The sequence below is a fragment of the Chlamydia ibidis 10-1398/6 genome (assembly GCF_000454725.1).
In the GTDB taxonomy this organism is placed as follows: Bacteria; Chlamydiota; Chlamydiia; order Chlamydiales; family Chlamydiaceae; genus Chlamydia; species Chlamydia ibidis.
Genome location: NZ_APJW01000002.1, coordinates 52,991 through 75,672 on the forward strand (window position 1 = coordinate 52,991; position 22,682 = coordinate 75,672).

The window sequence follows — 22,682 nt, forward strand, 5'->3', positions numbered from 1 at the left end:
CAAAGTGATAAGTATGTCTTTTTTTCGAAAAGTTAAAATTTTGTTTTTTAGTGCTTGTCTTTTGAGTCTATGTGTAAGTTGCTCTCGTTCTGTCGGTAACAACAATAGATCAGATGGGTTGTACGTGCTGTCGATGAACCGTATGATTCATGATTGTGTGGTTAGAATAGTCGGAGATAAAATCCATACTCTTGTCCTGATCGATGGCTCTATTGATCCTCATGCCTATGAGATGGTAAAGGGAGATGAGGACAAAATGGTAATTAGCCAATTAATTTTTTGTAATGGTTTAGGCTTGGAACATAGCGCAAGTCTACGTAGGCATTTGGAGAACAATGATAAGGTTATCAATATTGGAGAAAACTTAATCAATAATGGCGCGTTTTCTCCATTACAAGAAGATGGTTGTTATGATCCGCATATTTGGACAGATATATCCATCTGGAGAGAGGGTGTTAGAGAAATAGCGGACGCATTGATTAAAAAGTTCCCTGAATGGGAAGACGAATTTGTTAGGAATAGAGATACTTTGTTAGATGAAATGTACCGTCTGGATCTTTGGGCTAAAAAGTGTCTCTCTAGCATCCCTGCGGAGAATAAGTATCTGGTTTCTGGGCATAACGCTTTTGGTTATTTTACTCGACGCTATTTGGCTGCCGAAGAAGAGATTGCGGATAATAGTTGGAAAAAGCGTTGTATTTCACCAGAAGGACTATCTCCTGAAGCCCAGATAAGCATTCGTGATATTATGCTAGTTGTTGATTACATACATAAAAACAATGTTCAGGTGATATTCCCAGAAGATACTCTTAATCAAGATGCATTGAAAAAAATTGCTGCTTGTTTAAAAAAAGGTCATTCTGTTCGTTTGTCTAAAAATCCTCTTTACAGTGATAACGTGAAACAGGATTATTTCAATACGTTTAAACATAACGTATCAATTATTACTGAAGAGTTGGGGGGGACGCTTTTTGATTAACTGTAACGAAATGATTTGGTCGGTGCACGATCTCTGTATGAATTATGATCACACCGATGCGCTGTGTCATATTTCTTTTAGTTTGCCTAAGGGAGGGACGCTTACCGCAATTCTCGGGCCTAATGGTGCAGGGAAGAGTACTCTTTTAAAAGCTTCTTTGGGGTTAATAAGACCTTCTTCAGGTCATAGTTTATTTTTTGGTAAAAAATTCAAAAAAGTTCATCAACATGTAGCCTACATGCCTCAACGCGCTACTATTGATTGGGAGTTTCCTATGACTGTTCTTGACTTAGTTCTTATGGGCACATATGGATATAAAGGTATGTGGGGAAGGATATCCTCAGAAGATCGTCGAGAAGCTTTTGAGATACTAGAACGTGTTGGTTTAGTATCTGTTGCTAATAGGCAGATTGGCAAGCTTTCTGGAGGTCAGCAACAGCGTGCTTTTCTTGCCAGAGCTTTAATGCAAAAGGCTGACTTGTATCTCATGGATGAATTATTTTCAGCTATTGATATGGCATCATATAAGACAGTAGTGGAAGTTCTCAAAGATCTTAAAAATGAGGGAAAATCTATTGTTGTAGTTCACCATGACCTCAGTCATGTACGTCAGTTATTTGATCACGTGATTCTATTGAATAAGCATTTAGTATGTTTTGGTCCTACGGATGAAGTGTTGACTGGAGAATCAATATTTCGAGCTTACGGCTGTGAACTCGATCTTTTGGACCATTCTTTGAAGCTATCAATTAGTCGACAGAAGGGCGTATACTAGAATGCTAAATTGTGTCTTTGTGGATGCCATATTTTTGTCCAGCTTTCTAACGGTTGTTCTCATTTGTATGACAGCAGCTTTGTGGGGTACTCTGTTACTTGTTGGGAAGCAACCTCTGCTTAGTGAGAGCCTATCACATGCATGTTATCCGGGTCTATTATTAGGAGCGCTTGTTGGATGTAAGTGCAGTGTATTCTCTAATACCCTTTTCCCTACTATAATTTTAGGGGTAATCGCATCCATATCAGGTTACAAGGCGATTATATTTTTGGAACGCAAATTTGGAGTGCATAGAGATTCAGCTTTGTGCTTTATTCTTGTCTCTTTCTTTGCCTGCGGAGTTCTGTTAGCGAGTTATGTCAAGGATTGTTGTCCAACTCTCTATAATCGTATTAATGCTTATTTGTATGGACAAGCGGCTACTTTAGGATATTCTGAGGCAAAAGTCGCTGCAGGAGTATTTCTTATATCTATATTTGTTTTGTGGTTATTCTATCGTCAGCTTGTGGTCTCTATTTTTGATAGAGAATTTGCTTCCACTTGTGGACTAAGGATGTGTTTTGCTGAAAATATCCTTCTCATATTCACTTCTTTAGTTATTGTTGGGGGAGTGCGTTCTGTAGGTATTATTCTTATTGCTGCAATGTTTGTTGCTCCAGCTTTAGCTGCTAGACAAATGTCTAATCGTTTAGGTACCATACTATTGTTGGCTTCGTTATTTGGAGGATTGTCTGGGGCATTAGGCTGCTATATTTCCGTAACTTTAAGTTGTCAAGTAATGACAGCAGAACATATCTCTACTATTTCTCTACCTACAGGCCCTTTAGTTGTCGTTATTTCGGGCATGTTTACTTTTTTGTGTCTTCTATTTTCTCCTAAGTCAGGATGGGTTGTCCGATGGATCCGGAGAAGATATTTTTCTTTCACAAAGAAGCAAGAACATTTACTGAAAGTATTTTGGTATCTCCTGGAGGAACATATTACTGCAGTAAAAGAACATACTTTTGTACAATCTTATAAATATCATGAATATTTCGGCTCTAAGTCATTCCCGAGATTAAGAATTTTTTTCCTACAGTTACGCGGATTACTAAAACGGACCGAGTGTTATTGGTCTTTGACGGAGAAAGGACGAAATGAGGCCAAAAGATTAGTCCGTGCTCATAGGTTGTGGGAATCTTATCTTGTTGAGTCCTTGGATTTCAAAAAAGGAAATGTGCATCAGTTTGCAGAAGAAATAGAACATGTTTTCACGGATGAACTAGAAGAAGCTATTGTAGCAAGACTCCAGGATCCTGATTATGACCCCCACAATCGTCTAATACCTAAAAGAAAACATCATCAGGAGGAATAATGATAGGGGCATTTTCTCCATACCATGGAGTTTCTTTTATTAACTTTTTTATAGTGTTTTTTTCTAGATTATTATCGGGCAAACTATTTACTAGTCAGTTGTTTATTGATGATATCCAAATTATCGTATTTCTAATGTTGGCTATCTCTGGAGCTTGTGTCGGAACGTTTTTAGTTCTGAAGAAAATGGCTATGTATGCAAATGCCGTTTCTCACACCGTCTTATTTGGTCTCGTGTGTATTTGTTTATTCACTCAGCAAATCAGTAGTCTAAGTCTAAGAGATCTAACTTTAGCTTCTATTTGTACAGCTCTCTTAACTGGCTTTATGATTTATTTTATTAGAAATCTTTTCCAGGTATCAGAAGAAGCTAGTACGGCTTTAGTATTTTCTTTGTTATTTTCTTTGAGCTTAGTTTTATTAGTGTTTTTAACTCGTAACGCTCATATAGGGACAGAACTTGTCCTCGGTAATGCTGATTCATTGGCAGTAGGAGACATTTTCCCTATGTTTGTTATACTCATCTGTAATCTAGTGCTTTCCCTCATCACATTTCGTAGTTTTATATGTGTTTCCTTCGACTCTGTATTTTCATCTTCTATAGGCATACCAGTTAAACTTGTCGATTATCTCATGATTCTTCAGCTTTCTGCGAATCTAGTTTGTGCTTTCAAAGCAATTGGGGTGCTTATGGCATTGGCATTTCTTTTGATACCTGGGTTAACCTCTAAATTATTTGTTACTTCAGTCAGGGAAATGCTATTTTGGTCCCTAGTTTTTGGTTTAGTTGCTGCTCTTCTCGCCCCCGCATTGTCTCGTGCTTTTCTAACTTATTTTAACATAGGTTTGTCTACAGCGGGGCTTTCTGTATTTATTTTGGCATCAATTTACTGCTTGGTTGCTTTGTATAATCATAAAAAAAAATGTTATAATAGATCTTCTAGTAAAGCCTGATTACACAATTGACAACTCAGTAAGTGACGGAGTATGATTTTACTTTATATTTCGTAGGGTCACTATTTGAAACGTTTAGCTATTTTAGGATCTACCGGAAGTGTGGGCAGGCAGGCATTACAAATTGTAAGAAACTTGCCAGATTCGTTTAGTGTGGTTTCTCTTGCAGCTCATGGAAATAACTCTCAGTTGCTGTGTGAGCAAATTCTAGAATTTTCTCCTAGGTATGTTTCTGTTTTCAGTCAGGATGTATACCAAAAGCTACGTGATTTGTTCCCAAATATTGAAGTAGCTCTAGGAGATGATGGCCTTATAGGAGCCACTACACACGAAGATGTTGATACTATCATTGCGGCCTCCTCTGGGGTGGTAGCTCTTCCTGCTATTATTGAAGGGATCAGATCTAGAAAAAATTTAGCTTTAGCGAATAAAGAAGTTCTTGTTTCTGCTGGTGAGATCATACAAGATATGACAAGAACCTATGGTGTTAAAATTCTTCCAATTGATAGTGAGCATAATGCCTTGTATCAATGCTTAGAAGGGCGTAGAAGAGAAGATATCAAGAAACTTATTTTGACAGCTTCAGGTGGTCCTTTACTAAACAAGTCAAAAGAGGAATTGAATTTTGTAACTATCCAAGAAGTCTTACAGCATCCTACGTGGAATATGGGGACTAAGATTACTGTTGATTCTTCTACTTTGGTTAACAAGGGATTGGAAATTATAGAGGCTTACTGGTTATTCGGGCTCGAAAACGTGGAAATTGATGCTATTATGCACCCTCAGAGTTTAGTGCATGGCATGGTGGAATTTCAAGACGGGACTATTATTTCAGCTATGAATCCTCCCAGTATGCTATTCCCGATACAGTATGCGTTAACTGCTCCTTATCGTTATTCTGCTCCGGCTGAGGGTATGAGTTTTCATACTAAGCAAGTATTAGAATTTTTCCCAATAGATACAGAGCTTTTCCCAAGTATTCTCTTAGCTAAAGAGGTCTTAAAGAGTAAAGGGTCTGCTGGAAGTTTTTTCAATGCGGCTAATGAGACATTGGTAGCAAGATTTTTGAAAGAGGAAATTACTTGGAGAGGTATACTGGATAAGCTTGTGCAGCTCATGGGGAACCATAGAGTGCATCCCTGTAATTCACTGGATGATATTTTTGCAGTTGATAAAGAAGCTAGAGCTCTTGCTCAGGAGATATAGGCCGGTACATTATGACGATCATTTATTTTATTCTTTCTGCCCTTGCTTTGGGAGTTTTGGTATTAATCCATGAATTGGGTCATTTACTTGCGGCTAAGGCGGTAGGCATGTTTGTTGAGAGCTTTAGTATAGGTTTCGGACCGTCTTTATTCAAAAAGAAAATAGGCAATACCGAATATCGTATAGGAGTTATTCTTTTTGGAGGATATGTCCGTATTAAAGGGATGGAAAGGAATAAGAAAAAGGATTCTCAAATTAGTGAAGAATCTGTTTATGATATTCCTCAAGGGTTTTTTAGTAAGTCTCCTTGGAAGCGAATTATTGTTTTGGCAGCAGGACCTTTGGCTAATATACTACTTGCATTTGTAGCTTTTGGAGCTCTATATCTTTCTGGAGGCAGGAATAAACCATATTCTGAACATTCACAGATCGTCGGTTGGGCAAATCCTATCTTAAAAGAAAAGGGTATTAAACTAGGTGATAGGATCCATACTTGTAACGGTAAGCCCTATTTAGGAGATAAGGATGCGTTTACTTCTGCTTTGCTTGATGGTCATCTCGCGTTGAATGGCGTGCACCCTGGTTACTTATACGGTGCGCCTAGCGAGTTCTCCGTTGATGTTTCGTTTGATCCTGAACGCGAAGGAGTCCCTTGCTTAGGTGCTAGCTATCTTTTGTTTTATGATAAAGCTCCCCTTTCTTCTCAATCTCCAATGATTAATGCGGGGTTGACGAAGGATGACCGTTTAGTGTGGATGGATGGGGAACTATTATTTTCAACAGCACAAGTTTCTAAGATTCTAAACGAAGGTTATGCCCTTGTTAAAGTTTTGCGTAGGGGGCAGGAATTCTTGACACGTCAACCTCGAGTTTTAGCAGGCACTCTTGGTATGTCGGCTTACATTAGAAACGAACTTATTGATAATCAGTATGAGGCAGGGATCAAAGGAAAATGGACGTCATTGTATGTTTTGCCTTATGCTATTAATAGCTACGGTTATGTTGAAAGTGAATTGGCCCCTATCGATCCCGAATCTCCTTTCCCTTATATTGAGGATAGATTAGAGCTAGGTGATCGTATCATTGCAATTGATAGTATGCCGGTTAGCAGCAGTATAGATATTTTGCGCTTAGTTCAGAATCATAAAGTAACTATTATTGTTCAGAAAATGCAACCTGATCAACTTGTTGAAGTTGATACATCTGTAGCGGATACTCGTTTTATAGAGTCTTATGACTCTAGAGATCTTTTAAAAATTATTAATTCTCTTGGTTCTTCAGAAGAAGTAAAAACAGCGGGACAATATCGTCTTTTAGCCCCTATTCAGCCCAAACCCTGGATCTCCATTTATTCTGAGGAACGTTTGAATCCTCAGAGGGAATTAGCAAAGAAAATCAAAAATCAGGATAAGCAACGTTATTATCTAGAAAAAATAGAGGAAGAGAAGCACAAACTATCCTTAGGTATACCTCTCCAAGACGCTATTGTTAGGTATAATCCTTCTCCGACGTATTTGGTAGGTTATGTTATTCGTGAAAGTCTAAGAACGATGCGAGCTTTAGTTACTGGACAGATTAATCACCAATGGTTATCTGGGCCCGTTGGTATTGTAAAAATACTTCATACTGGATGGTCATTAGGTTTAGGCGAAGCACTGTTTTGGATAGGTTTAATTAGCGTAAATTTAGCTGTGCTAAATTTCTTGCCGATACCGGTTTTAGATGGCGGTTATATAGTACTTTGTCTTTGGGAAATAATTACTCGCCGTCGTTTAAATATGCGTGTTATCGAAAGGGTGCTCGTAGTTTTTCTTATACTTTTAATTATCTTCTTTATTTTTCTGACTTGCCAAGATCTCTTGAGATCTTTTGTTGGCTAGGCTTCCAGGTTTTTGGAAAACCATAAAGATTATAAGGATGAGAGCCAAAACAGTGGATTACGTAGATGTCCTTGTTTTGGCTTGGGTTTAATCTCGAGCTTTTCTGCTTATTTTCTTTCACCTTTTGTTCTAAATCTTCGGGGACTTGTTCAATTACAGGAGTTGTTTTTCCATGTTTTAAAAATTCTCTCATTAGAAAGAGAGACTTTCGATCTGTAATTATATAAGTATGATTCGTATTAATTACATATCCCTTATGGGGAGTATCTAACTGTGTTTCTACGGTGCAGACTTTACCGTCATTTTCTCCATTTAATCGGAACGGAATAAATCTACTTCTTTTGTTTCCACTGAGGATTAGTACATCTACTGTGGGCGGGATTTTTGCAATATTGAGCATTCTATTAGGGGAGTAGGTTAACAACTGTCTTCCCAATTTTCCTCCAAATATGAATTGTACAACTGCTAAGGATCGATATCGTCTTGCTAATGTAGAACCCGCATTAGGGGGAGCCATAAGAATAGCTCTTCCTTTTTTCGCCTCCTCCGGACAATCTGAGCGAGCTAGAGCTACACGTACAATCACTCCTCCAACTGAATGAGTAACAAAGTTAATCGGAACACCAGGCTTTAATTCAGCTATTCGTTTTAACAGTTTGTTTAGGTGTTCAGCATGCCTTTCTAAAGTAAATTTCCTAGTTTCATAGTTCCAGATAAACACATCATAATTGTCCTTTTCCAAAACATGACCTATAGGCTTAAGAGATCTGTAGGATCTCAAAAAAGCATGAACACATACAACAGATTCCTTTTGTTGCGAAGTTTCCTTCATCCCATCTATTCCAGAAGGAAGAGTTTGAATGATAGATGTTTCTGCAAGTAAAGGGGCTCCTATTATTAGGAGTAGTATTGTTAATAAAAAATTCTTCATTTTCCCACCGATATAATTATTTTAAAAAAGTTTTTAATAAAAAACGATTACGTTTAATTTGTTTGAACTTTTAAAAACAATTAAATGGCTTATTTATAAAAGAATAAATATTTCGGTTTATTTATTAGGAAACAACTTCTGACAATAAACTTGGTTGAGATTGATCGATTAAAAAAGACCTACTTTCCGTTGGAAGATAGGAAGGAGGATTCGTAGAAGTAATTATCGTTTGTTGCAGGAAGGGATAGAGGTTCAAAAGATTAGATACTCGTTGAGAATCTAATCCAGCGTGAATGTCATCCATACAAAATAGGGGACATATTGAATGAATCTCTTTGAGATAAAGGCACTCAGCAAGTCTTAAAAGTGCCAAAAGGCTATGTTTTTGTCCTTCACTGGAAAATTGTGAAACGGATAACTCATTGAGCATAAGAGAAAAGTCTTCGCGATGCGGACCGACAGTTGTATTGCCTAGATCTAAATCCCGCTGCAGAGAGGACTCGAGTTGTTTATGGAGTTCTTCTGCAACAGAAGATTCAGATAACGAGTTCTGTTTGATACAAGAGCTTTTAAATTTAATTAGGAGATTTTCTCCTAAAGAATTATTCCACAGACTTTTAAGTAGGAGGTTTATTTTCTGACAACAAATATAACGCTTAACTGTAAGAGTAGCTCCGAGAGTTGCTAATTGTTCATTCCAGACTGATAAAGTATCCAAATGCTTAGTTTTTAGTAAGGCGTTTCTCTGGTTTAAAGCACGCTGATAATATGTAAGTTTTTGAGAATACTCGTGATCAGATTGAGAGAGCAGCAAATTTAAAAATAACCTACGATCCGAAGGTGTTCCAGAGATTAGTAACTGATCCCGGGACGAGGATAACACGGTGGGAATAATCCCTAGAAGTTGCGAAAGAGTTTTAATAGGAATATCATCGTACAAAACTTTTTTTCCAATTTTGTCAACATATATTGACAAAGTGTGAGGGATAGATTCTCTCACAAAGTGCATTTTCAAAAAAAAATAGTCATGACCAAAAGCGATAGCTTCGCTCAAACGTTGTGTACGAAAAGACCGCCCTAGAGAAAGGACGTAGAGTGCCTCCAAGATATTCGTTTTACCTTGAGCATTATTCCCGAAAATATAATTCATCCTAGGAGCAAACCGAATCGTTGTATCTTTATGATTTCTAAAGTCTTTAAGATACAAAGAAACAATATTCATCACGTTATAAAAGAAGAACTACTAAGCGAATATTCCATTAATCATCGTGCAAGCGCATTGGCATTATTACAAATAAACTTCTTGTAGAATCAGTAATAATTCCAGGATTATAAGAATCTGAAATGCCCAAACTCACTAACTCATCCTTACTATGCTTCAAGATATCCAGGAAGAAGAAAGGATTAAAAGCAATCTCCAATAAATCTCCAGCGTAATTAACCGCCATACTTACTTTGCCTTCTCCTACCTTAGTGCAATTAGCTGTAAGGGTTAATTCTCCAGGAGTGAAAGTAAACTTAACTGAATGGGAAGACTCATTAGTAAATAAGGCAACTTGCTTGAGCAAAGTCATGAGTTCTTCTCTGTGCAGGTCTAATTTAACATTACTTTGTGTAGAGATAACTGGAGAAAAATCAGGAAATTCTCCGGATAATAGTTTGGTAATTAAAAGAGTGTTATCGCATTCTACTGCGATCTTAGCTTGGTCTAAGAAAATAGTGGCCTGTGCATCGTCAGAGCACATTTTAATAATTTCTTCAACGGCCTTTATCGGGATGATGTATTCTCCAAGAAAACTTTTATCTAAAGTAACTTCTAAGTCTGTTTTAGCTAGGCGTTTACCATCTGTCCCCACAACGGTAACGATGCCATTTGCAATAGTCAGCAAAACACCCGTGAGAACATAGCGGCTTTCCTCTCGAGAAACAGCGAAAGAGGTTCTTTGGAACATCTCTTTTAGTTGATCAGCAGGTAACGTGAAACGCACAGAATTTTGCATATCAGGAAGCATGGGAAAATCTTCCTTACCCATACTCAATAACCGAAAACAGGAGGAGCCGGAGGTAATTGTTGCCATTTCACTACTGCTAGCAGAAATTTCAAGATTTGCCTCTGTTAACTCCTTGACTAACTGAAAAAATCTCTTAGAAGGGATAGAGACTGCCCCAGATTCATAAACTCGTGCCTTGGTGACGCAACGCGTGCTCACCGTTAAATCTGTTGCAGTGAAGATCAACTCATCATTACAAGTCTCTATGAGAACGTGCGTCAACACCGGAATAGGAGTATTTTGAGGAACAACGCTCTGAATTTTTTTAATCAGATTTCCTAATTCATTTCTTGAAACAACGAATTTCATATTCTTCTATAACTCGTGAATCTAACAATTTTTATTCTCTACATTAACCTAGAAGAAACTCTAGAAACTAATTCCGTTAGGTCCGAACCACTTTTGGTTTTCAGGATGGAACGACACTTTATAGGAGCAATGTATGCTGAATATGCAAAATTTTCTACATAAAAGAAATTATAAACAGAAACAACAGGGAGCTCCCCAAATTAAAACGAGAATCACATCAAGAAGGCCAGAGCTTTAATCTAATCATGCAGGCATAAGGCATGATATTACTAAAAAGAGATTTTCCGGTCTCCTAGATATTTTTATCTAAACATAGATGAGTATATCTTGAAAGCAACAAAATTAATTCTTTTTGCTATACTCCTTGATCATCTCATACCGACAGAAATAATAGGAAATTTTATGGCTGGTAAGGAAATAGTTTCTAATCGTAAAGCTTTGTATAACTACGAAGTATTGGACACTTTAGAAGCAGGTATTGTGCTTACTGGTACAGAAATTAAGTCTCTTCGTGATCATGGAGGGAATCTAGCCGATGCTTATGTTTTAATTTCCGAAGGAGAAGCTTGGTTAGTCAACTCTAGTATTTCTCCTTATCGTTTCGGGAATATTAATAACCATGAGGAACGCCGTAAACGCAAGTTACTTCTTCATAAATATGAGATTCGTAAACTAGCTGGTAAAACTGCTCAAAAGGGCATTACGCTGATTCCTTTAGGTATGTTTTTGTCAAAAGGATATGTAAAAGTTCGTGTAGGATGTTGCCGTGGTAAAAAAGCCCACGATAAGCGTCAATCAATTATAGAAAAAGAAAAGAAACGGGAAATTGCAGCTGCTATGAAGCAGAAGTACCGTTAATATAAGCAAGAATTTTATTTTTTTTTGCCCATTCTCTGGCTTCTTCTGGGCTACTAAACGTCATTAAGACTGTCGCCATAGCATCAGCAAAAGCGCAAGAAGGATCTATCACAGAAACAGAGGAAATAGTTTGTTCGTTAGCTTCTAGAGGAATTCCAGAGCTTGGGTCAATGATATGTGTATAAATTTTCCCGGCTACTCGCCATTGTTGGTAGTAATTTCCACTAGTGGCTATTGCGGTATCACTCAACTCTAGAATGTTTTGAGTAGCAGAAGAGGCTACTCTCCAGGGTCTTCCAGATGGATGGCATCCCGATGTTTTGATTTCTCCGCCCCATTCAACATAATTATCTTTAGAAACTTGTTTACAAGTTTCCAGAATGCAATCAACTGCGTACCCCTTGATTGTCCCACAGAGATCAATTTGCACTAAAGAATTTTTTTTGGTTATTGTTTGATTTGCAAAATCAATACTAATATTTCCCCATGTGATGGCATTACGATAAGATTCTAGTAATTCTGGGGGAGGAAGTAAGTTTTGTTTTAGGTAAAGTAACCACACAGTTTTCAGTGTTCCCATTGTAGGGTCAAAACGTCCTCCAGATATAGAGTATAGCTGATTAACAGAAGCAAGAAACATTACTAATTCATTAGAAATAGGAATAGGAATTCCAGAAGGGGCTCGGTTAATTTTCGAAATTTCTGAATTTATGTTCCAATTATTATAGGTGGTATCTATTAGTCTAAAGACAGCATTAACTTCTTCTTCTAGTTTTGAATGTTCTTGCGAAGACAAAGCTTTACCAATGATAATCCGAAATGGAATTGTCATGCGCTCACCTTCTATGCATGTCATTTTTGATGAGCAGCCTGCAAATAATAAAGTAACGCTGATCAGGAGAAGAATTTTTGACAACTTTCCCATGTATTTCTCATGAGCATAGCAACTGTCATAGGTCCTATGCCTCCTGGAACAGGAGTAATTGCTTTGCATTTAGTAACTACATTATTAAAATCCACGTCACCAACTAGAGCATATCCTTTAGAGTTTTCTGCAGGGACTCTTGACGTGCCTACGTCAATTACTACCGCATCCGAAGACACCATGTTTTCCTTGATAAACAATGGAACACCAACTGCAGCAACGATAATATCAGCTGATCTAAGGATTTCGGGGATATTTTCTGATTGGCTGTGTAGTAGGGTGACAGAAGAATTTGTTAAAGGATGCTTTTGCATTAACATTGCAGCTAGCGGTTTGCCAACAATATTACTCCTCCCTATTATTACAACGTGTCGGCCTAAAAGAGGGATTTCGTAGTGATTTAGAAGTTCAATAATACCAGAGGGGGTGCAGGGTGCAAAACCATCAACTTGCCCTAATAATAGTTTGCCGGCATTGATAGGATGAATTCCATCAACATCTTTATATGGAGAGATAGCTTCGATAATTGTATTAGTATCTAAGTGTTTGGGAAGAGGTAGCTGAACTAAAATACCATGGACTGTAGGATCTGCGTTCAACTTATTTATTAATTTTATGATGTCAGAGAGAGTCGAATCAGAAGGAAGTTTATGTGCCTTAGAGATCATACCTAGTTCAGTAGCTTTTTTGACCTTCATGTTCACATATACTTCTGAAGCAGGATTATTTCCCACAAGTACAACAGCAAGTCCAGGACGAACAAAACTGTTAGCTATGCTATTTTTTAGTTGGGTTAAAATTCGCTCTGCAACAGGCGTGCCTTGTAGTAACATTATTGCTCCTTAGAAAATCTCTATCCTACTAACCATGAATTTACAGATTGTGCGCAAAGATAATCCGGTGAAGAATTAGGGTATAGAAGCATTATGAGAACCTTCCCTATATAAATGCTAGTACGATTTTGTTCCAGCAGCATTTACAAAACTACCCTCTATCATACGACTTCTGCAACCTTAGTTTGGTGAGAAATTTCGAGGTAATTATCCATATACTATGTGGCAAGACATAAATTACTAGACTATACATGGAATTCACGAATATAAGCCTGCGTATGATGGATGCAAAAGATGAACAAGTCCAGTTCATTGTATAGTTGAAAAAAAGCAAAGTAGGGTAGGAAATACAGTAAAAAGTTAGCGAAAACAGGACATTGATAATAAGCAAAGATAACCACTTATCCTTCAGGAATATTTTTTGCGTTCTGTAAAGTATAAGAGAGGTTATCACATATAGGAAGGCATGCATACCGAATAAATGTGAGGAACTTATATCTGAGAATAGCCCTAGGAAAAACGCGTACATTACAACTTTAATTTTGGAAGATCGGTAAAAATTTCCAACTAAGTATGGAGAGAAAAATAGTGGGCATAGCGATGGCAGATATTGGGGGAATATGCAAAAGCTTAGAAACGAGAAGCATAGACACTGTCTATTAATCCAATTTCTCATGTACTCTACCCGATCTTAAGTTTCCATTACAATGTAAGGATTTATCTTCTTACTTATCAACTCTAATAATAATATTTAAAGATATCTTATTCTTTATAATTTTTTCTCATTACGCATTAATTATTTTGTTTTAATTACGAGTTTTAAATTAAACTTGAACTAAGGGATTTCTATTTATTTGATTTTATTTATGGCGAAGGCGAGAAAAAAGAGAGACGATAGGGCTCTAGCAAAGGTAATTGAGAGGAAATCTAAGGAGTTGCTACGTAAGTCTAGAAAAATTAAGAAGTCTAAGTTTCGTCTTTCCAAGGAAGAAACCCAACTCAGATCGCGCGCTGAGCAGTATGATAGGATAGTGCATTCCATATTAGATAAAAATACTAGTAATCCCGATAAGATTTTGATTTTTAGTTATAAAGATGGATTTATTTTTACTGATATTTGCGACTTTGGGAAATATTCAGTAAAACTTTAAAAAACTTGCAGAACGGGACAAACCCGTAGACAAGTAGAGGGGGACTGGGTTATTTATGATCCCTAGGTAACGCCGCAATATTAAGATCTCCAAAATCTTAATATTGTTTGGCAGTTTGAACGATTAAGTTTGTCCTAGGAATAAGGCGTATGCACTTTAAGTTGCATCTACCCTCCTAGCTTTTTTACTATGTCTTTAGGTTTTTTACGCAAGATCTCTCGGGATCTTGCGTTTTTTTTAATTACTGTTTTCTGTCTTTGATTTGTTCTAAGTTCTTTTTTTTTAATTAATTGTTTTTTGTTTTAAAATTTAGTTATCTAGTTTGAAAAAAAATGCATAGAATATCATGTCTATCTCTGGAAACAATAATATAGGACCATCCAACCTGAACAATTGGGACCCAGCGATTGTCGAGAAGCAGGCTTCTGCGTTATCAGACTCTAGAAAGACAGAATTCGTAGAAACAAGTAGCACATCCGTGAAAAAACACGAGGCTGTTGCTGAGTCATCTTCGGGCCTTTTAGCTAATTATGAGTCGGATTTGGCAATCAATAAAGGAAAATATGATAGAGCACAAGCATCTACATCTGCTAGATCTAAATTTAGAGGCGCATTTTGCAAAATTAGAGCAAGTTTACAAGGTTTTCTTTCCGGATTTGGCACAAGGGCATCTAGGGTCTCAGCAAGAAGAGCTATGGACAATGGAGAAGGGATGTCTATGCTACCTAGTACCATGGATATGGTCAAAAAAAAGGGAAATCGTATATCTCCGGAGATGCAGGGATTTTATTTGGATGCCTCAGGTTTTGGAGGTAGTTCCTCAAGCATTGCACATGTAAAATTAGAAAATTTATCTTCTACTAGTTTTTCTCGACATCAGGATACAGCCCTTGCACCTATAACTTCTTCACAACTGTCTTCTATTGTTGCATTTTCAGGACAACGTAAGGATATAAGCCCAATTACAGATGCCACTGTAACTGCATGGACTATAGAGAGATTAGGAGGGGAAATGGTGCCAACTTTACTCGATCCAAATGCAGAAACTTCGTCTTTATTGCGTAGAGCATCAGGGATAGAAAACGAAGGTATGGTTGATTTATCCGATTTGGAACATGAACACTCTAGCACTGATATGAGTGTCTCTAGATTAAAGGGTGTTAAGTCATCAGAATCTAAAGATGCAAATAAAGAAGAAGCTATTCATGAAGGATCTGGTATTTTAGAGGAGTCCGCCAGAGAAGCTGAGAAAAAAGAAAGTCGGGACGATCTTCTGAAAGATCAAATGGCAATAGCTAAAATGATGGAGAGTATAGTTTCCTCAAATACTTACGGAACTATTTATTTAGGTTCTGGTCAGAGTATATGGTCTGGAGGTTCTGTTACACAATTTCCAGCTCCTAAAATTTCGGGAACTATTATCCAATCTGTTCCTAAAAAAACTCATAAAGCAGTTGGTATAGAAAGCAGTGATCCAAGTACGGTGTTTTCTCCAAATTACAATGAAGATATAAAGAGGGTCAATTATTCAGTAGGTAGTGAACGAACAGAGAATGAGTATAGATTCCCTAAGGAAATAGGAACGGATGTATTTACAAATACTAAACAAATCCAATCTTCTACACAGTTTCGTTCACGTGAAAATATAAGCCAAAATTTTTCTTTAGTTCCGGAAAAGAGTCCGTTACCAAAGTATGATGCGTCAGCGATTTCGGCGGGATCAGATACCATTAGTTCATCATACATGTTTTTATCTCACCAAGGGGTGTCTCTTTTAGCTCCTCTCCCTAAATCTAATGAGGAATACAAAATAGATTTACAAAAGCATAAGGGACCAGGAGCTCCTCCAGATCCTCTTATCTACCAATATCGTAACGTAGCCATAGATCCTCCTCTAATATTCAATCCGCCTAAAGTTTTTGCTTCGTCTTCGAGATTAGGAATTCAAGGAAAACCCGGTGCTGCTGACGTACATAATGACGCAGGAAGTAATTCTGGGAGTGGTGATAACTTTTTTGGTGGCCAGAATCCTAATAAAAAAGGAGGAAAGTCATTTATTCAGGAAGATAAGGAAGGAAAATCTAAGGATCTAAATTAGGAGGAACGGGTATGCGTATACTACCTTTTGATGCCTACGGTTCCGTAGTTGCTCAAGGAGTTGCTCAAGATCCTAAGGAGCGCAACTTGTCTCTATTGGATAAGGTATCCGAAGAGATTGCTAGGAACGAGGCTATGCGTTTGGCATTGATAGCCATAGCTGATAGAGAACAAGAAAAAAAGAAAAAACAACATCGATATAAGATCTTGAATCGTAAACAAGCTAGTGTTCTTCTTTCACAACTTAAAAATTTAGAAATTGATTTTGATCTATTACAAAAAACATATCCCATAGATTTCGATGATCAAAGAAAAAAAAGAGAGATTAAGCTTAAAGATAGTAATACCAAGCGTTTGATTAGAATAAAATCCTCCGCAGCTCAGGCTATTGCTGATGCTGCAGAGGCTTGGGTTATTGCAAGAAATAAGGGGATACTAGATATGGCCTCGATACTGTTTTGCAATAGGGACAGTGATTAAGCTGCCTCTTTTCTAGGTATTATCATTTCAAACGGCGTTTTATTATTATCGGGTTTCAATTCTGTAGTCTGTTTTACTATGTCTTCCCAGATTTTATGAAGAGTCTTTCTTTGTTTTTTAGTCAAATTATCGAGGATTAGCAAATCTTCGTCATTGATATGAAGACCTCGTTCTGACCAATTAACAGATCCCATGATTAACGTGCTATCATCAATAATTGCGAATTTATGATGTAATCGATATTTGGTAGTTTTATATTTAATAACCATTTTCGGGTTTTCTAGACGAGATAGTTGTTTAAGAGTTAAGTCAGTATAATCTTTATCTATACACACTTGCACGCTAACATTACGTTTTTTAGCCTCTTCTAATTCTTTAATAATTGGAAAATAGGTTAGAGCAAACATAGCTACTTTTATTGATGTTTTTGCAGACCGAATTCTATGCTTTAATGCATTGATCGCCGCTAGACTATCTTTAGGTAGTGAGAAATATTCAGCACGCTGGTTATTTACAGTAAATGTTCCTGATGATTCTTCTTTGATGTGACGGCATAATTCACTGCTTTTAACCCCAATGATCATATTTACGTCTTGATTTAAAGATGCAGATGTATAATTTGCTGATCCTAAAAATCCGTACTTCTTATCAATAGATAACACTTTGTGGTGCATAGTGTTAGTTTTTGAGTTTTTGTAATGGACAAGATGAACATCTTCTAAGGAGGATAAGGATTCAATTGGTGATATTTTTTCGTAGTGAATAGATAATTTCTTTTGATTTTTTGCTTGATTAGCTAAATGGTCAACAATTCTAGGAGTAGTAAGGCGATATATGCGTAAGAATATTTCTTGATCAGCAGAATCTATAGCGTTACAAATAACGGAAGTAAGGTCATCATTGCATTGATTAGAAAAGATGATGGGCTCTTCTGAACATAAAAAATCCTGGAATGTGTTTCCCGAAGGGTTATGGGTAAAAATCCCAAATAAAATTATTGTTCCTAAAATAAGAAACAATCTGTTTTTTAATTTAAAATTGTTCACCGTTTTTTTCATTTTAAAAAATCTTATTAATTCTAACTTTTATTTGATGGAATGTTTTTAATCAAATCTTTGTTAGATAATTTCTCCCAGATGTTTTCTATTTTTTTTAATTGTTCTTGTCTTAGATCTTCTATGATTATCAAATTTTCACTATTTCTAGTAAGCCCACGTGTTGTCCAATTTACAGATCCAAAAATGAATATACTTGCGTCGATTAAAGCAAATTTATGATGCATGCATTTGTTAGATTTATGGGACATAACATTTAAGTACGAACTATTTGCAATTTTACTCAGCGCATCATTCGCTTCCTTGATTTTAGAATGATCTATAACAATTTTTACTTCTAATCCTTCTGAACATTTAGAAGTTAGCGTAGACAATATCGCCCTATGGGATAAATTAAACATGGCGATTTTTATTGATTTTCTTGCAGAATTTATACAATGAATAATTTTATTAATTCCGTTATCACTGTGTTTAGGTAAAGGGAAGTATGTTAAACTTTGGTGATTTATAATTATGGATGCGTAGGTCTTTTGACTAATGGCATTATAGAATTGCTCACTATATATTGTGACAATGAGGTTTAGGCTTTCCTCCAAGGAAGTCCTTGAAAAGTTTGCAGATCCCACAAATACTAGTTTGCGATCGATTCCCATCCATTTTTCATGCATGATGGAGTGTTTCCGTTCTTCTGTATGGACAAGAAGAACGTTTTTTCTATTTTTAATTCCCTCAAAATGTCCTATATGCTCGCAATATATTGTTGTGTCTAAAGATTTTTGGCATTGTTCATTGATGGCTGAAATAATTTTAGGACAACTGAGACAAAAAACCCTCAGGAATAACTTATTTTGAGCTTTGCTTATGCTATCGCACAAAATTTCTGTTATATTTTCTTGGCTAGTATCAAAGAAATTAGAGATTGTTTCTTTCTCGGGAGAGCTTAATGGACTGGAAGAATTCCATGGTAATGAAACAACAGCAGACACAGTTGAGCCTTTTTAATGAGTGAGATTTGTTATGGAATAATCGTTCACTTATTCTTAAAATATTCCGACCACCTGGAAGATACTTTTTTAACGGTATCCGGATCTGGCTCTACTGTTTTAGGATAGCTGGGCTTCATTAAGGAGTTGAGGATAATAGGGAATCTATAATGTGGTCGATGCTGTGTAAATTCGGAAAATAGAACGTGAAGATCTGTAGCTGGTGCGGATCTAGTAAATACACGCCATAGAAAATCTTTATCGCTGGCTAATGTCTCTTTTAAGTTATCTGTGAGTATAACAAGAGGCCATTTGGTGAGAGATGGTTGAGTCAGGAGATCATGGGTATTTAATTTTTTCAGGCTTGTTTCTAAAACTAAACAGCCCTTGCAATACATTTCTATGTCAGAAATGCCAGGAAGATGCCCTCCTATATATCTGTGAGGCAGGGTGCGAATTTGTTTCCCTACTCCCATAAGAATTGCTTTAGAACCTTTATTTAGAGAGGTTCCTGTATAATCAAGAGTATCCTGTGACGTATCTGAAAAGATGATTAAATCACGACTAGGTTGCATACGAGATAAAATTGTCTCTAAAACATCAGAAATCTTATTTAAGTCTACTGCTTGATCTGTGATCAGAAGATATTTAGTCAGAGACAGTTGTCCTGCTCCTAAAATTGCTAACGCTGTCGTTAGTGATTCTTTCCAATATCGTTCTTTAACAACGGCTGAGGCGAGTGCATGGAACCCGGTCTCACCATAGCTTTTTAAATCCAAAACCCCAGGAAGCACAATTGGAAATAAAGGAGCAAGATACTCCTGTAACTTTTGTCCTAGGTAAAAATCTTCTTGATAAGGCTTTCCCACAACAGTAGCAGGATAAATTGCGTCTTTTTTATAATAGATTTTTTTACATTTAAATATCGGAAAGTCGTGTTGTAAACTATAATATCCAAAATGATCTCCGAATGGGCCTTCTGGTTTACGTTGTTGTGATAGAGTCTCTCCTGTAAGGATAAATTCAGCGTCATACAGGAGGGGATGAAAGGTGTGGGGATCTTTTCTATATTTCAGTTTGTGACCTTGTAGAAAAGAACAAAAAAGCATTTCTGAAATATTTTCAGGCAGTGGAGCTATAGCAGATAGTATCAAAAAAGGATTCCCCGAAAGAGAAACTGTCACAGGGAGGTTTTGAGAGGATTGTTCTGCTTCGTAGAGATGCATACCTCCGCCTTTATGGATTTGGAAATGTAATCCCAGAGTTTCATTATCAAACCTTTGCATGCGATACATGCCAAGGTTAGGAGAATGCGTATTTGGAGATTCTGTGTACACTAAAGGAAGGGTCAAGAATGCTCCTCCATCTTCTGGCCAACTCGTAAGCATGGGAAGACGGTTTAGATCAACAGTTTCCATAGATTGAAAAGGAAAAGAAGAAAACCGAGATCTTTTCAATCCCAAAGATAAGCTCCTACGTAGGATATCTCGATTTTTCCAGAACAGAGACGGCTTGGGAGGGGAATTTAATATTTCGACAACGCGCTGTATTAAATTATTGGGAGCCTGAGCAAATAAAAAATCAATACGCTTCTTTGTTCCAAAAAGATTTGTAATAACTGGAAAAGGGGACCCTAGAACGTTATGAAACAACAAAGCCGGACCACCACCATCGATTACTCGACGATGAACCTCTGCCAATTCTAAATGAGGATCAACAGGAGCATAGATATCAATAAGATCTTTTTGAGAACGAAAAAGGGAAATAAAACGTCTCAGATAGGACATAGATATTCCCCTTTCTAAGATTAATTAGAGGCCTTTGCTTTTTGCTTGCGCTACAACCTTCTCTAAACCGAGTTTATCAATAAGGCGTAGGGCTGAAGCGGAAATCTTAAGCTTGAGGAATCGCTTCTCTTCTGAAGACCACAATCTTTTAGTGATCATATTAGGAAGAAAACGTCTTTTAGTTTTTCCTGTGACTTTCAAGCCAATCCCTTTCTTCTTCTTTGCAATACCTCGGATTGTATAGCTATAGCCACGACGAGGCCTTTTTCCAGTAAGTGCACACTTTCTTGACATGATTTTCCTACATTAATTTCGTCGTTATTACGAAAAATAAGACAATAACAGTTGAAAACACCCCATAGTAGACCTTTTCTGATATATGGGGAAGAACTTTTCTTAAAAAAACATGTAAACTTTAATAAAAATTAAGAGATTAATCGAGCATTGCTATGATAATATTTAGGGGGAATTAGCTATTGGAAAGAATATAATTAATATATGTGTTAAGAGCCTCATGTTTTGCCATTTCCTTTAAAGAGGGCTTTACTCTATATACCCAATTATTTTTTGATACCTTTCCTGGTAAATTAATTCTTTCATATTTGAGATCCTTAGAGACTAAGTCTGGGCACATGGCTAAGTAATCGTTTAATAAGTTAATATGAAATATTGAAGAAGAATGGTGCGAACACTGGAGAATATAGGCTTGATGTTCTGCAGACAGCGTATGGGAGAATGGTATATCTAAAAATTTTGCAAAAAGCCGAGCCTCAGAGGGAGAATGACGCCACCATAGAGATAGAGTATCAGAATCATGCGTGGATAGAGCAGTAACAGATAGGGGAGAATATTGGTCCATTGGAATAAAGCCACCGTCTTCAGACCATCTACGTTCCCATCTAGGGATGCGTGTCCCGCATACCGCTAGTTGCTCTAAATTTTTTTTAATATCATCAGGAATACTACCTAAATCTTCCCCTATAGGAAGCATTCTTGAAGAACGAAGCAACTGTGATAGCAGATCTATACCCTGTGGTAGGTAATCCTTGGGATGTTCTGGATCAAATCTGCCGTTACCTTTCTTATCCCATATCCAAAGACGAAATAACCCTACAATATGATCAATCCGGTATAAAGAATAAAAGTTTTCAGCATATCTTAGTCTAGATTTCCACCATTTATAACTATCTTTCGCTAGGTTATCTCTGTTATACACAGGTAGGTGCCAATTTTGTCCTGCATGGTTGTATAAGTCCGGAGGTGCTCCTACAGAGTTAGAAGAACAAAAAAAACTTCTGTGATACCATACGTCACAACTATCTTTACTAATTAAGATAGGTAAGTCACCCATCAGCAATATTTTTTCTGAATCTGCACATTTTCTTACCTGAATCATTTGTTCGAAGCACAGGTACTGTAAATATGCAAAAAATGTGGTATCTTCAGAGAATCGTTCTTGCAACTGCGCGAAATTATTTATATCTGTAAAGTGTGTGGGCCAAGTGTTAATTGGGGCTCCGTGGAGACGAGCTTTGATAGTTCGAAAAAGGCAATAAGGTGCTAGCCAATATCTCTCTTTTTCTTTAAAAATTTCAAACTGTTCATAATTTAATTTTCGTGCTTTTGCCAAGCGATAGTAACTACGCAGGAAATCCCATTTCGCTGTTTTAACTGCATGATAATGTACATAGGGCAGACTACATAGCTGTTGCATGCGCTTAAGTTTAATATTCGCATAAGACACATCTTGAACATAAGGAAGAGCAGTTAGCGATAAATGCATGGGGTTTAAAGCTACAGAGGATATGCTATTATATGGGCTAGTATCTTCTCCAGTATCGTTTAGGGGGAGCAACTGGATAATCTGGAACTTGTGTTGTTTACACCATTCGATTAGTGGAATAAGGTCTAAAAATTCCCCAATTCCACAACTGTTTTCTGTATGGAGTGAAAATAAGGGAACGCATATTCCATGTTTTGGAAGAATACCCACTGTTTGCCAAGCGTGTCTAGCTGGTGAATCTTGAATATAACGTAAAGCCTTAGATAGAGAGGTCATATGGTGCCCTAATACT

At 37.0% G+C, this 22,682-nt stretch carries 21 protein-coding genes; 10 read left to right on the forward strand and 11 right to left on the reverse strand.

The genetic code is table 11. The features are described 5' to 3' along the window. Positions 1–13 precede the first annotated feature (13 nt). From H359_RS02295 to H359_RS02320, 6 genes are all read left to right on the forward strand, one after another. The gene (locus tag H359_RS02295) at positions 14–979 is read left to right on the forward strand and encodes a metal ABC transporter solute-binding protein, Zn/Mn family (RefSeq protein ID WP_035391973.1); all 966 of its coding nucleotides are present in this window, start codon (positions 14–16) and stop codon (positions 977–979) included. 10 nt (positions 980–989) lie between these two features. Next, positions 990–1,754: a metal ABC transporter ATP-binding protein gene (locus H359_RS02300; protein ID WP_035391976.1), complete on the forward strand. Its 765-nt coding sequence runs from the start codon at positions 990–992 to the stop codon at positions 1,752–1,754. A 1-nt stretch (position 1,755) separates the two neighbouring features. Further along, the gene (locus H359_RS02305) at positions 1,756–3,108 is read left to right on the forward strand and encodes a metal ABC transporter permease (protein ID WP_035391979.1); all 1,353 of its coding nucleotides are present in this window, start codon (positions 1,756–1,758) and stop codon (positions 3,106–3,108) included. Further along, a complete protein-coding gene (locus tag H359_RS02310; protein ID WP_020370055.1) occupies positions 3,108–4,061 on the forward strand; it encodes a metal ABC transporter permease in 954 nt (317 codons plus the stop codon). The genes H359_RS02305 and H359_RS02310 overlap by 1 nt, the downstream gene beginning before the upstream one ends. Before the next feature lie 66 nt (positions 4,062–4,127). Further along, the gene (gene dxr / locus H359_RS02315; protein ID WP_020370056.1) at positions 4,128–5,267 is read left to right on the forward strand and encodes a 1-deoxy-D-xylulose-5-phosphate reductoisomerase; all 1,140 of its coding nucleotides are present in this window, start codon (positions 4,128–4,130) and stop codon (positions 5,265–5,267) included. An 11-nt stretch (positions 5,268–5,278) separates the two neighbouring features. Beyond that, positions 5,279–7,147: a site-2 protease family protein gene (locus H359_RS02320; RefSeq protein ID WP_020370057.1), complete on the forward strand. Its 1,869-nt coding sequence runs from the start codon at positions 5,279–5,281 to the stop codon at positions 7,145–7,147. On the opposite strand, the gene H359_RS02325 is transcribed toward H359_RS02320, so the two are convergent. From H359_RS02325 to dnaN, 3 genes are all read right to left on the reverse strand, one after another. Beyond that, positions 7,101–8,078 carry an esterase/lipase family protein gene (locus tag H359_RS02325; RefSeq protein WP_020370058.1) on the reverse strand — a complete coding sequence of 326 codons (978 nt, stop codon included), beginning with the start codon at positions 8,076–8,078 and terminating at the stop codon, positions 7,101–7,103. The two genes, H359_RS02320 and H359_RS02325, sit on opposite strands and share 47 nt — an antisense overlap. 124 nt (positions 8,079–8,202) lie before the next feature. Continuing rightward, the gene (gene recF / locus H359_RS02330) at positions 8,203–9,300 is read right to left on the reverse strand and encodes a DNA replication/repair protein RecF (RefSeq protein WP_020370059.1); all 1,098 of its coding nucleotides are present in this window, start codon (positions 9,298–9,300) and stop codon (positions 8,203–8,205) included. Positions 9,301–9,337: 37 nt separating this feature from the next. Then, complete coding sequence (gene dnaN / locus H359_RS02335; protein ID WP_020370060.1) at positions 9,338–10,438, reverse strand: DNA polymerase III subunit beta; 1,101 nt, start codon at positions 10,436–10,438, stop codon at positions 9,338–9,340. 402 nt (positions 10,439–10,840) lie between these two features. Here dnaN and smpB point away from each other — a divergent pair, with 402 nt between their 5' ends. Then, entirely contained in the window at positions 10,841–11,296 is a 456-nt protein-coding gene (gene smpB, locus H359_RS02340; protein WP_020370062.1) for an SsrA-binding protein SmpB, read from the forward strand. On the opposite strand, the gene H359_RS02345 is transcribed toward smpB, so the two are convergent. The 3 genes from H359_RS02345 to mreD form a co-directional block, all read right to left on the reverse strand. Further along, positions 11,274–12,221 (reverse strand): FAD:protein FMN transferase, encoded by a 948-nt coding sequence (locus tag H359_RS02345; protein ID WP_035391983.1) that lies wholly within the window; start codon positions 12,219–12,221, stop codon positions 11,274–11,276. The two genes, smpB and H359_RS02345, sit on opposite strands and share 23 nt — an antisense overlap. Continuing rightward, positions 12,191–13,054: a bifunctional methylenetetrahydrofolate dehydrogenase/methenyltetrahydrofolate cyclohydrolase FolD gene (gene folD / locus H359_RS02350; RefSeq protein WP_020370064.1), complete on the reverse strand. Its 864-nt coding sequence runs from the start codon at positions 13,052–13,054 to the stop codon at positions 12,191–12,193. Before folD ends, H359_RS02345 begins: the two co-directional genes overlap by 31 nt. Before the next feature lie 151 nt (positions 13,055–13,205). Continuing rightward, complete coding sequence (gene mreD, locus H359_RS05090) at positions 13,206–13,730, reverse strand: rod shape-determining protein MreD (protein WP_122974533.1); 525 nt, start codon at positions 13,728–13,730, stop codon at positions 13,206–13,208. A gap of 190 nt (positions 13,731–13,920) precedes the next feature. On the opposite strand from mreD, the gene ltuB reads away from it, so the two are divergent. The 3 genes from ltuB to H359_RS02365 all read left to right on the forward strand — a co-directional run bounded on the left by ltuB (position 13,921) and on the right by H359_RS02365 (position 16,782). Further along, entirely contained in the window at positions 13,921–14,205 is a 285-nt protein-coding gene (gene ltuB, locus H359_RS02355; RefSeq protein WP_035391986.1) for a late transcription unit protein LtuB, read from the forward strand. Positions 14,206–14,551: 346 nt separating this feature from the next. Then, positions 14,552–16,303: a hypothetical protein gene (locus H359_RS02360; RefSeq protein ID WP_020370068.1), complete on the forward strand. Its 1,752-nt coding sequence runs from the start codon at positions 14,552–14,554 to the stop codon at positions 16,301–16,303. An 11-nt stretch (positions 16,304–16,314) separates the two neighbouring features. Continuing rightward, positions 16,315–16,782, forward strand: coding sequence for a hypothetical protein (locus tag H359_RS02365; RefSeq protein ID WP_020370069.1), 468 nt, complete (start codon positions 16,315–16,317; stop codon positions 16,780–16,782). Here the strand turns inward: H359_RS02365 and H359_RS02370 are convergent. The 5 genes from H359_RS02370 to H359_RS02390 form a co-directional block, all read right to left on the reverse strand. Further along, positions 16,779–17,840, reverse strand: a complete 1,062-nt coding sequence (locus H359_RS02370) for a phospholipase D-like domain-containing protein (protein WP_020370070.1) — start codon at positions 17,838–17,840, stop codon at positions 16,779–16,781. The two genes, H359_RS02365 and H359_RS02370, sit on opposite strands and share 4 nt — an antisense overlap. A 20-nt stretch (positions 17,841–17,860) precedes the next feature. Next, a complete protein-coding gene (locus H359_RS02375; RefSeq protein WP_035391987.1) occupies positions 17,861–18,823 on the reverse strand; it encodes a phospholipase D-like domain-containing protein in 963 nt (320 codons plus the stop codon). Positions 18,824–18,867: 44 nt separating this feature from the next. After that, positions 18,868–20,607, reverse strand: a complete 1,740-nt coding sequence (locus tag H359_RS02380; RefSeq protein WP_020370073.1) for a menaquinone biosynthesis decarboxylase — start codon at positions 20,605–20,607, stop codon at positions 18,868–18,870. Positions 20,608–20,631: 24 nt separating this feature from the next. Next, positions 20,632–20,901: a 50S ribosomal protein L28 gene (gene rpmB / locus H359_RS02385; RefSeq protein WP_020370074.1), complete on the reverse strand. Its 270-nt coding sequence runs from the start codon at positions 20,899–20,901 to the stop codon at positions 20,632–20,634. 175 nt (positions 20,902–21,076) lie between these two features. Then, entirely contained in the window at positions 21,077–22,666 is a 1,590-nt protein-coding gene (locus H359_RS02390; RefSeq protein ID WP_020370075.1) for a 4-alpha-glucanotransferase, read from the reverse strand. Between the last annotated feature and the right edge of the window lie 16 nt (positions 22,667–22,682).